The sequence below is a fragment of the Photorhabdus asymbiotica genome (genome assembly GCF_003634575.1).
GTDB classification, from domain to species: domain Bacteria; phylum Pseudomonadota; class Gammaproteobacteria; order Enterobacterales; family Enterobacteriaceae; genus Photorhabdus; species Photorhabdus asymbiotica.
Window position 1 is genome coordinate 932,939 of sequence record NZ_RBLJ01000002.1, and the last position, 15,517, is coordinate 948,455.

General features: G+C 42.0%; 12 protein-coding genes and 1 pseudogene. 6 read left to right on the forward strand and 7 right to left on the reverse strand.

The genetic code is table 11. The features are described from left to right. The first annotated feature begins 20 nt into the window (after nucleotides 1–20). The 3 genes from fabG (at nucleotide 21) to BDD30_RS11110 (ending at nucleotide 3,793) form a co-directional block, all read left to right on the forward strand. A complete protein-coding gene (gene fabG / locus BDD30_RS11100) occupies nucleotides 21–764 on the forward strand; it encodes a 3-oxoacyl-ACP reductase FabG (protein ID WP_015836233.1) in 744 nt (247 codons plus the stop codon). A gap of 331 nt (nucleotides 765–1,095) precedes the next feature. Beyond that, nucleotides 1,096–2,268 (forward strand): multidrug efflux MFS transporter periplasmic adaptor subunit EmrA, encoded by a 1,173-nt coding sequence (gene emrA, locus BDD30_RS11105; RefSeq protein WP_015836234.1) that lies wholly within the window; start codon nucleotides 1,096–1,098, stop codon nucleotides 2,266–2,268. A 7-nt stretch (nucleotides 2,269–2,275) separates the two neighbouring features. Beyond that, nucleotides 2,276–3,793, forward strand: coding sequence for a DHA2 family efflux MFS transporter permease subunit (locus BDD30_RS11110; RefSeq protein ID WP_041382558.1), 1,518 nt, complete (start codon nucleotides 2,276–2,278; stop codon nucleotides 3,791–3,793). 195 nt (nucleotides 3,794–3,988) lie between these two features. Here BDD30_RS11110 and ilvA read toward each other — a convergent pair whose 3' ends face one another. From ilvA to ilvL, 6 genes are all read right to left on the reverse strand, one after another. Then, on the reverse strand, nucleotides 3,989–5,551 hold the full coding sequence (gene ilvA / locus BDD30_RS11115; RefSeq protein ID WP_015836236.1) for a threonine ammonia-lyase, biosynthetic: 1,563 nt from the start codon (nucleotides 5,549–5,551) through the stop codon (nucleotides 3,989–3,991). Nucleotides 5,552–5,554: 3 nt separating this feature from the next. Beyond that, the gene (gene ilvD / locus BDD30_RS11120; protein WP_015836237.1) at nucleotides 5,555–7,405 is read right to left on the reverse strand and encodes a dihydroxy-acid dehydratase; all 1,851 of its coding nucleotides are present in this window, start codon (nucleotides 7,403–7,405) and stop codon (nucleotides 5,555–5,557) included. Nucleotides 7,406–7,476: 71 nt separating this feature from the next. Beyond that, complete coding sequence (locus BDD30_RS11125) at nucleotides 7,477–8,403, reverse strand: branched-chain amino acid transaminase (RefSeq protein ID WP_015836238.1); 927 nt, start codon at nucleotides 8,401–8,403, stop codon at nucleotides 7,477–7,479. 26 nt (nucleotides 8,404–8,429) lie between these two features. Next, on the reverse strand, nucleotides 8,430–8,687 hold the full coding sequence (ilvM, locus tag BDD30_RS11130) for an acetolactate synthase 2 small subunit (RefSeq protein WP_015836239.1): 258 nt from the start codon (nucleotides 8,685–8,687) through the stop codon (nucleotides 8,430–8,432). Further along, the gene (ilvG, locus tag BDD30_RS11135) at nucleotides 8,684–10,330 is read right to left on the reverse strand and encodes an acetolactate synthase 2 catalytic subunit (protein WP_015836240.1); all 1,647 of its coding nucleotides are present in this window, start codon (nucleotides 10,328–10,330) and stop codon (nucleotides 8,684–8,686) included. Before ilvG ends, ilvM begins: the two co-directional genes overlap by 4 nt. 140 nt (nucleotides 10,331–10,470) lie before the next feature. Further along, on the reverse strand, nucleotides 10,471–10,569 hold the full coding sequence (gene ilvL, locus BDD30_RS11140) for an ilv operon leader peptide (RefSeq protein ID WP_071823768.1): 99 nt from the start codon (nucleotides 10,567–10,569) through the stop codon (nucleotides 10,471–10,473). A 651-nt stretch (nucleotides 10,570–11,220) separates the two neighbouring features. On the opposite strand from ilvL, the gene BDD30_RS11145 reads away from it, so the two are divergent. Beyond that, nucleotides 11,221–12,744, forward strand: coding sequence for a YifB family Mg chelatase-like AAA ATPase (locus tag BDD30_RS11145; RefSeq protein WP_041382560.1), 1,524 nt, complete (start codon nucleotides 11,221–11,223; stop codon nucleotides 12,742–12,744). Between the two features lie 45 nt (nucleotides 12,745–12,789). Here BDD30_RS11145 and BDD30_RS11150 read toward each other — a convergent pair whose 3' ends face one another. Continuing rightward, nucleotides 12,790–13,128 (reverse strand): MaoP family protein, encoded by a 339-nt coding sequence (locus BDD30_RS11150; RefSeq protein ID WP_015836242.1) that lies wholly within the window; start codon nucleotides 13,126–13,128, stop codon nucleotides 12,790–12,792. 125 nt (nucleotides 13,129–13,253) lie between these two features. On the opposite strand from BDD30_RS11150, the gene hdfR reads away from it, so the two are divergent. Together hdfR and BDD30_RS11160 are read left to right on the forward strand one after the other, a co-directional pair. Further along, nucleotides 13,254–14,090, forward strand: a complete 837-nt coding sequence (gene hdfR, locus BDD30_RS11155; RefSeq protein WP_041382562.1) for an HTH-type transcriptional regulator HdfR — start codon at nucleotides 13,254–13,256, stop codon at nucleotides 14,088–14,090. Nucleotides 14,091–14,566: 476 nt separating this feature from the next. Continuing rightward, a pseudogene (locus BDD30_RS11160) lies at nucleotides 14,567–15,457 on the forward strand (IS982 family transposase). Nucleotides 15,458–15,517: the final 60 nt, after the last annotated feature.

Here is a 15,517-nt window from a genome sequence, read left to right on the forward strand (position 1 = left end):
AAATTTAGAGGAATAAATTAATGAATATCAGCATACCCTGGGTTTTTGTTTCAGGAGGATCACGTGGTATTGGTAAAGGCATAGTAAAAATGCTAGCCACTCAAAATTATCATGTGGTTTTTACCTACAAATCAAGCACAAGCGAAGCTCAAATACTTTGTCAGGAAATTAAGCAACAAGGTTATAGTTGTGAAGGCCATCAATGTAACGTATCGAATGCTGAAGAAGTCTCGGTACTATCGGCAAAGCTTATCTCACAATATGGCCCTCCCTATGCAATTATCAATAACGCTGGAATTACACAGGATGCATTACTGATAAATATGACAGAAGAAGAGTGGCACAACGTGATTTCCACCAATCTTTCCTCTGTTTATTTAGTCAATCACGCATTTCTACCTGAAATGCTCACTGCTGGAGATGGCTGTATTATCCACATGAGCTCAGTCACCGCGTTCAAAGCTAACTCAGGACAAGTTAACTACGCTGCAACCAAAGCCGCAATGATCGGCATTACCCGCTCATTAGCCGTTGAAGTTGGCCGATTTAACATTCGCGTTAATACCATCGCTCCAGGCTTGATTGATACTGAGATGCTAGATCACATCCCATCACCACATAAGAAAAAACTATTATCCAATATTCCACTGGGTCGTTTAGGCGCAGTAGAAGATATTGCTCTGACAATCAATTTCTTGCTCAGCCCCGGAGGATGTTATATCACTGGGCAAACATTCGTTATTGATGGGGGAATGACTGCCTAATCAGTTTAAGCAATTGGCATCAGTGGTTACTGTATCCATAATCCAACGGTTATTTGTACCCAGAAAAATATTCTGGGTACTGACATCCAATGCCATTAGTCATAAATCACACCATCTGATAGACAACTGGCATCTCAGATAAATGTTAATAACGATGATAAATAATTTCAGTGATAATAATATAATTAGCATTAAGTGCTAAATATCATAAATTTTAAATTTATCAATGCCAATAAAGCTTGACCTTGAAGTCGACTCCAAGGTGTTTAATCAAACACAAATACATTAACAAGAATAATTTATTTTTGATCGCTGTTATGGGAGAGGGAATATGGCCGAAGAAATACAATCACCTCCACTTAATGAGAAAAAGTCAAAACGTAAGTTAGCGCTGATCCTCGCAACTCTCTTATTTATTTTTGCCGGATTAAGTTACGTTGCCTATTGGTTTGTTGTAGTACGTCATTATCAAACTACTGATGATGCTTATGTTGTCGGTAATCAAGTGCAAGTCATGGCACAAATCACAGGAAGCGTAACCACTATCTATGCCGATAATACCGATTTCGTCCAGCAGGGAGACATTCTGCTACGTTTAGATGGTATTGATGCAGAGCATGCCTTTGAACGGGCAAAAAACACCCTAGCTAATCATGTCAGACAAACCCACCAGACCATAATTGATAATGAAAAATTGCTGGCTAATATTGAGTTAAAACAAACTGTATTACAGCAAGCTCAGGATGATTTAACACGACGTGAACATTTGGGAATAACAGGCGCTATCGCTAAAGAAAATCTCATTCATGCCCGTAATAGCGTTCGAATGGCAAAGTCTGAGCTGAATGTTGCCCGACAACAATATTATGCTAACAAAGCATTAATTATAGATACCCCATTAGACCAACAGCCAGCCATTAAACTTGCAGCTTCCCAGCTCCGGGATGCATGGTTAACTTTACAGCGTACTCAAATTGTAGCCCCCGTAACAGGCTACGTTTCACGCCGTAGTGTTCAGGTAGGATCGCAAATAAAAAGCGGCTCCCCGCTGATGGTTATCGTGCCTACTAATCAACTTTGGGTTGAAGCTAACTTCAAAGAGGTTCAACTTGCTGATGTGCGTATTGGTCAACCAGTAACCCTGATTAGTGATTTCTATGGTAGTGATGTCACTTATCAAGGCCGAATCGTAGGTCTTGATATGGGTACTGGCAGCGCATTTTCTTTACTACCCGCACAAAACGCCACCGGTAACTGGATCAAAGTGGTCCAACGTTTGCCTGTCCGTGTTGTACTGGATGCACAGCAACTTATTGATCATCCTTTACGCATCGGTTTATCCATGCACGCCACTGTCGATACCAGAAATCGAGATGGCCTGGTGCTTGCCGATATGCCTCGCAATGGCATTGTTTATGAAACCAACGTCTTGTCTTACAACACCGGAGAAATTGATCGACTAATTAACGAAATCATTCAAGTTAATACCAGTCAAAATGAGTGAGGTTAACATGCTAAAAGAGCCACTATCAGGAGCCAAACTTGGCTGGCTAACCCTGGCTTTAGCATTAGCCGCTTTTTTACAAATATTAGATCTGACCATTGCTAACGTCGCAATATCGACAATTGCCGGAGACTTGGGTTCATCGGTATCGCAGGGTACCTGGGTTATTACTTCATTTGCTGTTGCTAACGCGATTTCTATCCCATTAACTGGCTGGTTAGCTAAACAGTTTGGCGAAGTTCGGGTTTTCTTAATTTCAATGATCTTGTTTGTGATAACTTCCTGGTTGTGCGGTATTGCTAATAGTTTGGAAATGTTGATCATTTCCCGCATTTTGCAAGGTGTCTCAGCCGGGCCAATTATGCCCCTTTCACAAAGCTTATTACTAAACAACTACCCTCCACTAAAACGAAATATGGCGCTGGCAATGTGGTCAATGACCATCGTTGTCGCTCCAGTTTGTGGTCCCATACTCGGTGGTTGGATCAGTGACAACTATCATTGGGGGTGGATCTTCCTCATCAATGTCCCGGTCGGCTGTATCGTCATCGCTATTACCTGGGCGCTATTAAAAAATCGGGAAACTGAAACAAAGATCAGACCAATTGATGGCGTAGGGCTGATTTTATTAATTACCGGGGTCGGTTGTTTTCAGTTACTGCTTGATAGAGGAAAGGAACTTGACTGGTTTAACTCAACAGAAATTATTGTATTAGCGATTATCGCGATTATTGCCATTACTTTCCTGATCATCTGGGAACTGACCGATGATGATCCGATCATTGATTTATCACTATTTAAATCACGTAATTTTACTATCGGTACTTTATGTATCAGCCTGGCCTTCTTACTTCACATCGGCACTCTGGTTCTACAACCTCAGCTATTACAGATGGTCTTTGGCTATACTGCCACTTGGGCAGGGCTGGTAATGGCCCCATTAGGGATAGTACCGATAATACTTGCTCCACTCATTGGCCGTTTTAGTTCAAAAATCGATATGCGTTATTTGGTTATGTTCAGCTTTATCGTTTTTGCACTGTGTTTTTTTTGGCGGGCTTATACCTTCGAACTATCAATGGACTTTGCTACTGCTGCCTGGCCACAATTTATTCAAGGCTTCGCTATTGCCTGTTTAATAATGCCACTAGCAGCCATTATATTATCCGATGTCGAACCCGCTAAGGTCGCCTCCGCGGGTAGCTTGTTCAACTTCCTACGCACTCTGGCAACATCTGTGGGCACCTCAATTACCACTACTATGTGGTCCCGCCGTGAAGCTGTCCACCATGTTCAGTTAACTGAATCGATAACCCCGCATAATCCCATTGCTCAGCAAGCCTATCAGAAAATGGAGCTGTTAGGGATGTCACAGGCTCAAGCTAGCAGCTCCCTAGCGCGCGAAGTCACTAATCAAGGATTGATTATTGCCGCTAACGAGCTTTACTGGCTATTTGGCTTTATTTTTCTAATCTTACTGTTCCTTATTTGGTTGGCAAACCCCACAATTGGAGAGAAGAAATAAGACAATAACAAATAAAACAAAATACACTTGTTAACAAGCCCATGAACATTAATAGCAATAATTGCAGAACCAGCTTAGGGCTATCTAATCTCAGGTGGAAATCTCGGCGAATACTAAACCTTATTAAAATAGCACCCTGAAAGGTGCTATTTTATTGTTTTATAGAACATGTTTTTCCATCATCAAAACTACTGATTAACCTGATACCTGACCCATTAAGAAGAATTTAAATGCAGGGGTATCCGTCTCATCGTGATACTCATAACCCAACGCATCAAGATGACGCTTAAAACGCACTTCTGTTCCTGACAACTCGAATGCTGCTAATACTCGGCCATAATCTGTCCCGTGATTACGATAATGGAATAACGTAATATTCCAATAAGTTCCCAAAGTTTGTAGGAATTTCAGCAAAGCACCCGGCGATTCAGGGAATTCAAAACTAAACAAACGTTCTTTCAATGGCTTAGATGGACGCCCCCCAATCATATAGCGGACATGTAATTTCGCCATCTCATCATCTGAAAGGTCTGCAACCAGATATCCTTCAGCTCGTAATTCTTCAATGATCTCTTGTCGCTCCACCTCACCACGGCTCAGACGAACACCAACGAAAAGACAAGCTTGCTCAGGATCAGCATCCGTATAACGGTAATTGAACTCGGTTACCGCTCGATCACCCAATTTCTGACAAAAGCGCAGGAAACTACCTTTTTTCTCAGGAATAGTCACTGCCAACAATGCTTCTCGTTGTTCACCCAGTTCACAACGTTCAGAGACATAACGTAATCCGTGGAAGTTTACGTTAGCACCAGAAAGAATATGCGCCAACCTCTCACCTTCGATCTGATGCTGCTGGACATACTTTTTTAGCCCAGCCAGTGCCAATGCACCAGATGGTTCTGCAATAGCACGCACATCTTCAAACAGATCCTTTACTGCTGCACAAATGGCATCACTATCTACCGTAATAACATCATCTACATATTGCTGACACAAACGAAAAGTTTCATCACCGATACGTTTAACAGCAACACCTTCGGCAAACAGACCCACTCTTGGTAAATCTACCGGATGCCCTGCTGCCATTGCTCCTTTCAAGCAAGCGGAATCTTCTGCTTCCACACCAATAATTTTGATTTCTGGCATCAGTTGCTTAATCAACACAGCAACTCCAGCAATCAATCCCCCACCACCTACAGGCACAAAAATTCGATCCAAATGCACATCCTGTTGCAAAAGTTCCATTGCCAGGGTCGCCTGACCTGCAATGACATCTGGATGATCAAACGGAGGAACAAAGGTATAGCCTTCCTGCTGTGCCATTTTTATTGCTTTGGCTTTAGCTTCATCAAAATTGACACCGTATAACAGAACTTCACCACCGAGACTACGGACCGCATCAACTTTGATATCCGCAGTGGCAACCGGCATCACAATCAGGGACTTAATTCCCAGACGATTAGCAGACAGTGCAACACCTTGAGCATGATTACCAGCGGATGCAGTAATCACACCCCGTTTTTTTTGTTCTTCAGTCAAACCCGCAATCATGCTGTAAGCCCCCCGGAGTTTGAAACTGTGAACAGGCTGCCGGTCTTCCCGTTTTACCAAAATAGTATTTCCTAAACGGGCAGAAACTTTATTCATTTCCTGTAAGGGAGTCACCTGAGCAACTTCATAGACAGGAGCGCTTAATGCAGCTTTTAGATATTCCGCACCGCTTGGCGCAGAAGTTAAGGGAAGAAATGCAGCCATGCTCTATCCCCCTAACTTAGATTTATCACGAACAGCCCCTTTATCCGCACTAGTCGCTAATGAAGCATAAGCTCGCAAAGCAAAAGATACCTGACGTTTACGGGATTTTGGAGTCCACGCTTTATCACCGCAAGCGAGTTCCAACTCTTTACGGGCAACAAGGGTACTCTCATCTACATCAAGCCAAATTTTCCGCTGTGGAATATCAATATCAATAATATCGCCATCTTGAACCAAACCGATTAGGCCACCATTAGCCGCTTCTGGAGAAACATGGCCGATAGACAAACCAGATGTACCACCAGAGAAACGACCATCAGTGATCAATGCACAACTTTTACCCAACCCCATAGATTTTAGATAAGTCGTCGGATACAGCATCTCCTGCATTCCTGGTCCACCTTTTGGCCCTTCATAGCAAATGACGACTACATCACCAGCAACAACTTTTCCCCCAAGAATCGCATCAACTGCATCTTCCTGGCTTTCATAAACTTTGGCTGGCCCACGGAACGCCAAGCTACCCTCATCAACCCCCGCGGTTTTTACAATACAACCATCCACAGCCAAATTACCAAACAAAACCGCCAGGCCACCATCTTGGCTATATGCATGTTCAATGTTACGAATACAACCTTCTGCACGGTCTGTATCCAAAGAAGGCCAGCGACAATCCTGTGAAAAAGCCTGAGTAGTACGGATACCCGCCGGACCTGCTGAATACATTTTCTTCACCGATTCATCTGCCGTCTGCATCACATCATATTGATTAAGCGTTTGTAGCAAATCCAAACCCAAAACATTTTTAACCTGACAATTCAACAGACCCGCTCTATTCAACTCACCTAAAATACCAACCACACCACCAGCACGATGGACATCTTCCATATGGTATTTTTGTGTACTTGGTGCAACCTTACATAGATGAGGAATCTGACGAGACAAACGGTCAATATCCGCCATAGTGAAATCAACTCCCCCTTCCTGCGCTGCAGCCAGTAAATGAAGCACAGTATTAGTTGAACCTCCCATTGCAATATCCAACATCATCGCATTTTCAAATGCGGCTTTCGTTGCAATATGACGCGGCAAAGCACTGTCATCATCTTGCTCATAGTAGCGCTTAGTCAGCTCAACAATACGTTTGCCCGCGTTTAGAAATAGCTCCTTGCGATCTGCATGAGTCGCCAGCAACGAGCCGTTCCCCGGCTGAGACAAACCCAGCACTTCTGTCAGACAATTCATGGAATTAGCAGTAAACATTCCTGAACAGGAGCCACAGGTTGGGCAAGCTGATCGTTCAATCTGATGACTATCTTCATCACTGACATTAGGGTTTGCGCCTTGGATCATCGCATCGATCAGATCAAGTTTGATAATCTGATCCGACAATTTAGTTTTACCCGCTTCCATGGGGCCACCGGAAACAAAAATCACCGGAATATTCAAGCGCATTGCCGCCATCAGCATTCCCGGCGTGATTTTGTCACAATTGGAAATACACACCATGGCATCAGCACAGTGAGCATTCACCATATATTCGACGGAATCGGCGATCAATTCACGTGATGGCAGAGAATAGAGCATACCACCATGCCCCATTGCGATACCGTCATCTACCGCTATTGTATTAAATTCTTTTGCAACACCACCTGATGCTTCAATCTGCTCAGCAACTAATTTACCCAAATCCCGTAAATGAACATGTCCTGGGACAAACTGAGTAAATGAGTTAACTACTGCAATAATCGGCTTACCGAAATCTGCATCGGTCATCCCTGTCGCACGCCATAACGCGCGGGCCCCGGCCATATTACGGCCGTGGGTCGTGGTGGCAGAACGGTACTTAGGCATTATTTTTCACTCCCGTGTTATCAAAACAAACAGGCGGGGAACGAACCGCCTGTAAATTATTTATAGTTCTATTAAGAGTTTATTGGATCTAACCAACCCCATTTATCTTCTGTCTCGCCATTAAACAAGCCAAAGAACGCTTTCTGGATTTTCTTAGTGACAGGCCCACATTTACCAATGCCAACCTGAATACCATCAACACTACGAACTGGTGTGATTTCAGCCGCAGTACCAGACATAAACACTTCATCAGCCAGATACAAAGATTCACGCGACAGCACCTGTTCACGTACTTCCAGCCCTAAGTCTTTCGCTAGTTTAATAATGGCATCACGAGTAATCCCTGGCAGTGCAGATGAAGTAAATGGCGGAGTGAACAGTATGCCATCTTTTACTTCAAATAGATTTTCACCGGCACCTTCAGAGATATAACCATGAACATCCAATGCAATACCTTCCTGATACCCATGACGGCGAGCTTCACTACCAACCAAAAGAGAAGATAAATAGTTACCACCTGCTTTAGCCGCAGTTGGCGTTGTATTTGGTGCTGCACGGTGCCATGAAGAAACCATAGCATCAATTCCTTGATCCAGTGCTCCTTCTCCGAGATAAGCCCCCCACGGAAAAGCCGCAATCATGACATCAGTTTTATAACCAGCGGGTGGATTAACACCCATGCCAACATCACCAATAAAGACCAGTGGACGTATATAAGCACTGACTAAATTATTTTTACGAAGAGTTGCCCGGCAAGCTTCCATCAACTCATCGACACTATGACTCAGAGGCATACGATAAATCTTTGCAGAATCATGTAAACGCTGCATATGCTCACGATGGCGAAAAACGACAGGTCCTTTATGAGAGTCATAACAGCGAATTCCCTCAAAAACAGACGTACCGTAATGTAAAGCATGGGACATGACGTGAACTTTAGCATCTGCCCAAGGAACCATCTCACCATTGAACCAAATATAATCGGATTGCTTCGTCATTCTCTTATTCCTTATTTCTTCTACAATTATGCACGTATTAGTTGTGATTTTTGTTGCAGGATCTTGACACCAGCGACATCCACTAATTTAGTCAATTGCGAAGACAACAAATTAACAGGTCTTTGGCTGGCAACAATTAATTCGATATTAACATTATCGCCATCCATTGTTTGATCCATATTCATTGAACATATCTGAAATCCACGATGGCGCGTTACTCGTAAGATACGCTCTAATATTTCAGGGCAGAAACGAGCCTGGATTGCAAGTTGATGCTGCATCATAACGATTTCTCCAACATAGTTTCATTGCTTGCACCGGGAGGAACCAACGGCCAAACGTTCTCTAATTCTTCGATGGATACCTGTAGTAAATATGGTCCTTTACTGTTGAAAAATGTATCCAGGGCTTCATCAACCTGTGATTTTTCAGTGATATGTTGCCCAGGAATATCAAAAGCTTTCGCTAATGCGACAAAATCAGGATTATCTGTTAGTATTGTTTCGCTATATCGTTTATCAAAAAACAGCTCCTGCCACTGCCGCACCATCCCCAATCGCTGGTTATCCAGCAGTAAAATTTTTACTGGTAGTTGTTTGCGTTTAATTGTCCCCAATTCCTGAACATTCATCATGAAAGAACCATCCCCAGATACACAGATCACCATGTCTTCCGGTCGGGCAATCTGAGCGCCAATTGCAGCAGGGATACCAAGTCCCATTGCTCCTAACCCACTGGATGTAATGAAATTTTCAGGTCTGTCAAAGGTCATATGCTGAGCAGTCCACATCTGATGCTGCCCAACATCAGTGGTAACAATCGTGTTTAACACTTTACGATCTGAAACCTGTTTTAGTAACAAAGGCGCATAGATGCTCTCGCCCTGATGGTCATAACACCAAGAATATTCAACTTTCATACGCTGAACTTCTTGTTGCCAAGACATAATTGATAATGGCTGCTGTAAACGAGGTAATAATGCCTTCAAATCTCCGAGTAACGACACATGAGTCTGGCGTAATTTACCTAACTCTGCCGGGTCGATGTCCAGATGAATAACCTTTGCATTTGGCGCAAAAGTGTTGAGTTTGCCAGTCACGCGATCATCAAAACGAGCACCTGCGGCAATCAATAAATCACATGACTGAACCGCCAAATTTGCAGACTTCGTGCCATGCATCCCAAGCATTCCCAGATAATATGGATGTCCTGCATCAGCGGCACCTAAACCTTTCAACGTGGAAACAACTGGCATACCCGTTTCTGCAACAAAATCACGCAGAACAGAGACTGCCTGAGACATACCGACACCGCCACCAACATACAACACTGGTTTTACTGCAGCGGCAATCATCTTCCGGGCCTGTTCTAACTCACTTTCCGGACAGAGTATCTCTTGCTCAACAGGAACTAAATATGGAGTCAAACTCCCCTCTTTCAGTTGAATATTTTTAGGAATATCAATCAAAACCGGACCAGGTCGACCATTGGTCGCAATAGCAAAAGCTTTCGCCATAATTTGAGGCAAATTTTCCAAGGAATCCACTAAGAAACTATGTTTGGTGCAAGCAAGGGAAAGACCTAAAACATCAACTTCCTGAAAGGCATCAGTTCCAATAAATTCAGAACTCACCTGACCGGTGATAGCCACAATAGGAACAGAATCTAACAATGCATCAGCTAATCCAGTGATTAAATTTGTTGCTCCCGGTCCCGATGTAGCGATACAAACTCCCGGTTTACCACTGGCTCTCGCATAGCCGATAGCGGCCATAACAGCCCCCTGTTCATGTCGGCACAGCAAATGTTCCACACCTCCATCGTATAAAGCATCATAAACCGGCATGATCGCACCACCAGGATAACCGAAAACCTTATCAACTCCCTGCGTTCGTAATGCTTTTACAACCCACTGCGCCCCATTCATTTTTCATATCCCCTGTGTTTACCCTGTGAGACAAAATTTTGTTCTATATGTATGTTTTTGCCTCTGCTTGATTTTCACCTGCCGAAAAAAAACCCCCGCGCCTTTCGGTGCGGGGGTCTTCGAGAGATCTGGCTGTTTATCTAAGCCTGTCTTCGTCCAAGTGCAGCCCCGCACGGTGGGATAATAATCACCACCACGCTGACGATAACTAGGCTAATCACTTGGATGAATGCGTTCATAATTCTGGTCGTTTAACTCGTTTGTTTTACGTATATTTAAGAGTTACCATGTTCTTCATAACTAAACAACATTTATTTTATTTTTTTACTTCACATTAAGAAATATCTTTTATTTTCAATAAAATAACCAAACCCCAAATTATTTACCCATAAAATAGTCATCCTTAAGTGAGAAAAACCAACTAATTTTAGATAAGAACAAAATAATCCATAAGAAATAAATAAGAAAATCAAATCATTCAACTATTATCGGATAAATATCTTATTATTAATCACCTGCGTGACAAAAATCTCTAATTATTAATAAAGCATAATTATATAAAATACCAACTTTAATTACCGTATTAATAATATATTAGCTAAAAGTTTAAATATGCAAATTCACTAAAAAATCAATTCATTAACATTATTTAAAGAATAAACAAATCTCACAAAAATAATAGATATAATCATCAACATCATAAGCCAACAAAACAAAACAAATAAAATCAATAAGTTAATTAAAAATCACTTGTGAATTATTTTTTACAAAATAACTTTATAACCACTTCGAAAAATATTTCTCAGAGCCGTCTCGCAAAAAAATAACAAGGCACTATTTATTATCTAATTTCAAGCCATCATATGCGTTTTATAATTAAGGAGAACAGGATGGCCCTCGCTGTTATTTATACCAGAGCGACTATTGGTATTCAGGCACCCATTGTTACTGTTGAAGCTCATATTAGTAATGGTTTACCTGGATTAACTCTGGTCGGCTTGCCTGAAACAGCTGTCAAAGAAGCCAGAGATCGTGTTAGAAGCGCGTTGATCAACAGCGGATTTACTTATCCACCTAAAAGAATCACAATCAATCTTGCCCCAGCAGATCTGCCTAAAGAAGGTGGTCGTTATGATTTGCCAATTGCTATCGCTATTCTGGCAGCTTCAGAACAGATACCTACCGATAAACTGAATCATTACGAATTTCTTGGTGAACTCGCTCTATCAGGAAGCTTACGGAAAGTAACTGGCGCAATTCCAGCAGCGCTCAGCTCAAAAGAGGCAGGAAGACAACTTATTCTATCGATAGAAAACGAGACTGAGCTGGCAATATTATCTCAGAATGAAACCTTAATGGCAGAACACCTCTTACATATCTGCCACTTTCTTCATGGAGAAAAACAACTACTAACAGCACCGGTCAGACATGAATTTTCAACAGAACAATCACAACCGGATCTACAGGATATTATTGGTCAAGAACAAGCAAAACGTGCACTAGAAATCGCAGCAGCAGGTGGACATAATCTTTTACTACTAGGCCCACCTGGGACAGGAAAAACAATGTTGGCAAGCCGCCTATGTAGCTTATTGCCGCCATTAACAAACAAAGAAGCCCTCGAGGTTGCTGCTATCAATAGCCTAATGGACACCTACCTTCCACCTGAACAATGGCATACACGTCCATTCAGAGCGCCTCATCACAGCTCTTCAATGGCAGCACTAGTTGGCGGAGGCGGACTTCCTAAACCAGGTGAAATCTCGCTTGCTCACAATGGAGTGCTGTTTCTGGATGAACTGCCTGAATTTGAACGCAGAGTCCTTGATGCCCTCCGGGAACCATTGGAATCAGGGGAAATCATCATATCCCGGGCCAGAGCAAAAGTTTGCTTTCCTGCACAAGTTCAATTGATAGCAGCAATGAATCCCAGTCCTACAGGCTACCATCAAGGAATTCATAATCGAAGTAATCCTCAACAAATCCTTCGATACTTGGCAAAACTATCCGGACCTTTTTTAGATCGTTTTGATCTCTCAATTGAGGTCCCCTTGTTACCTATTGGCACATTAAGTAGCCCAATTAGATCGGGCGAAAGTAGCAAAGATATAAAATTAAGAGTTATGACAGCACGAGAAATACAATTGAAACGCTGTGGAAAAATTAATGCTCATCTGAACAGTAAAGAAACAGAATCATTTTGCAAACTTAAACCCAACGATGCAGTATTTCTGGAGGAAACAATTGTAAAGCTAGGGCTTTCAATCCGAGCATGGCACCGAATTCTAAAAACATCCCGGACACTAGCCGACTTAGAAGAAAAAAAAGAGATAGAAAAGCCACATATCATGGAAGCCTTAAGCTACCGTAGTATGGACAGATTATTAATACAGCTACAAAAGCAATCAGGTTAAAAATAAAAGGGGCAAAGCCCCTTGTACTCATAACTTGTGATGATATTAATCATCAGTGTCGGTATAGTCATCAGAAGAATCAACCTGAGGCTTGCCACCGGAAAGAGTATGAAAACGCTTTGGACGACTAATCCTTGCAAGATACTTAGTCCAGACTTTTTCTTCCATTGTTACAGGCTGACGCTCACCCCGGCAAACAGCAACAAACAGTTTTTCTATTTCTGTTTGAGGCTCACGTTTACCGAGATCTAACTCATTAAACGCATAGCCATGGCGCTCTAGTAATTGCGCCTCTTTAATGGTGAAATCGCCATGACGGGAAAACCCGCGAGGATAATGTTTGTTATCAAAAAAACGATTAGTCGTGATGAAGCTTTCAGCCATCTGACACACTCCTAATTCTAGTACTGTTACTATCATGCCAATTATGGCGCGGAGTATTAGATAGGCCCGACGTTCTGTAAAACAAAAAATTTAAATCTTAACGATAAAAATTATTGGAGATATATGTGGATACTGAATTACTGAAAACCTTTCTGGAAGTCAGTAAAACTCGTCACTTTGGTCGAGCAGCCGAATCACTGTACTTAACACAATCAGCAGTCAGCTTTCGCATACGCCAATTAGAAAATCAATTAGGTGTTAATCTTTTCACTCGTCATCGCAATAACATCCGTCTCACAGCAGCTGGTGAACGCCTTGTTCCCTATGCTGAATCACTGATGAATACCTGGCAGTTGGCTAAAAAAGAGATAACACATGCCTCTCAGCATACTGAATTAACAATTGGCGCTACCGCATCACTATGGGAAGCTTATCTAACACCTTGGCTACAGGATTTCTATAAAAAACATCAGGAATTAAGATTGGAATCCCGGGTTTCTACACGGCAATCTCTTATAAAACAACTTCATTCACGTGAGTTAGATCTACTAATAACCACAGAACTACCTAAAATGGATGAGTTCCAGAGCCTACTGTTAGGGAATATCTACCTGAAATTATTAACGACAGAAGAAAATCTGAAATACCAAGTTAAAAATTACATCAAACTAGAATGGGGAGCTGATTTCCATCATCAGGAACAACGAATTTTGAAAAGTGAGCAATTACCCATCATCACAACCACTTCAGCACATGTAACCCGTCAACTACTTAATAGTGTAAGAGGAACCGCCTTTTTACCAATACACTGGCAAAATGAATATTCAGAACTTGTTTCTTACCTAAATACTGAACTGATTGAACGCCCATTATACGCCATATGGTTACAAAAGAATGATCAGCAAACACTCATCCAGCAGCTATTAAAAATACCTGTCATAAACACCTCAATAAATGGCTAAGGAACATTTTATGCAAAATAAATCTATTTTCATTTAATGAGCAAATATGTATTTGTCCACCTTGTTTTCAAATCAATCAACGAAAACAAAGTCACTATGACAAGACAACTATTATACCCCCAGAGCTCAAACACAAATTTGTCGCATGGTTAGCTCGAAAGAAACAAATCCGTGCCCACATGACACAAGAGCAATATCAGTTCGGGTCAGTATGTTACCACTAAGCCCCTTATAGTTACCCTGCAAATGAGCCGAATAAATATCATCTCTGCACCCAATAGAATTAGAGAACTGACTCTTATGCAACTAATAAGCATAAACACACAGATCCAATGCTATCTAAAACTCAATACTGATGAAGCCACTAATTTGAATATCATAATTAACCTGAGTTCTGGATAAAAAATTGACGAGAAGCCTGTTCCGGGAGCAAAGTTTTGGTGAACGCCGAAAACAGCTCCGGGGAGGAACAGGCTATGGATAAGTTAGTGGAAATTTTCTGCGATGTCGACGATTTTTGCCGTTTTTTCATCCCTCTGTGGACGCAGTTTTGTCTTGATAACGGATACCGTCTACGCCGCCGACAAGGTCGCATGTATCCCAGTGAAATCATGGCTATCCTGATCCTCTTTCATCTGTCACATTACCGGGATTTTAAACATTTTTATCTGGAGCATCTTTGGAAATATCACCACAAGGATTTTCCCGCCTTGCTCTGCTATACCTGTTTTATTCGTGTCGCGCCTTCCGTTTTAGCGCCATTGTGCAGTTATCTGACTCAATTAAATTAAAAGGGAAACCAACTGGCATTGCTTTTATTGATTCCACAAGTTTGCGTATTTGCCATAACATCCGCATTGCCCGTCATTAGGTTTTTTGAAGGGAGCACAAAACGAGGAAAAACCTCAATGGGATGGTTTTACGGCTTCAAGTTACACCTGGTTGTTAACCCTCTGGGTGAAATTCTGGCGCTGAAAGTGACTGCGGGTAATGTGGATGATCGGGAACCGGTTCGCGAATTAACAAAAGAATTAACGGGTTCTCTCTATGGAGATAAAGGTTATCTCAGCCAGGAACTGGCAGACGATTTGGCCAAAACGGGTGTCACTTTCATCACGCAGAAACGTCGTAACATGAAAGCGCGTATGCTGGCAGAGTGGGATAAAATCATGTTATCAAGGCGTTTTATCATCGAAACGATTAATGGGCAATTAAAAACCCTTTCTCAAATAGAGCATTCGCTCCACCGAAGTATAACAGGATTTCTGTTGACCGTTTTAGGTGGTGTGATTGCTTACTGCCTTAAATTAAAAAAACCATCACTGAAAGTTTTCTACTCAGAAGACGATTTGCCAGTGATGTCTTAAACAGAATTCGGGTTAATTAATTCAATCGCTGATGAACTTTCTCCGCAACTCATTCAACAT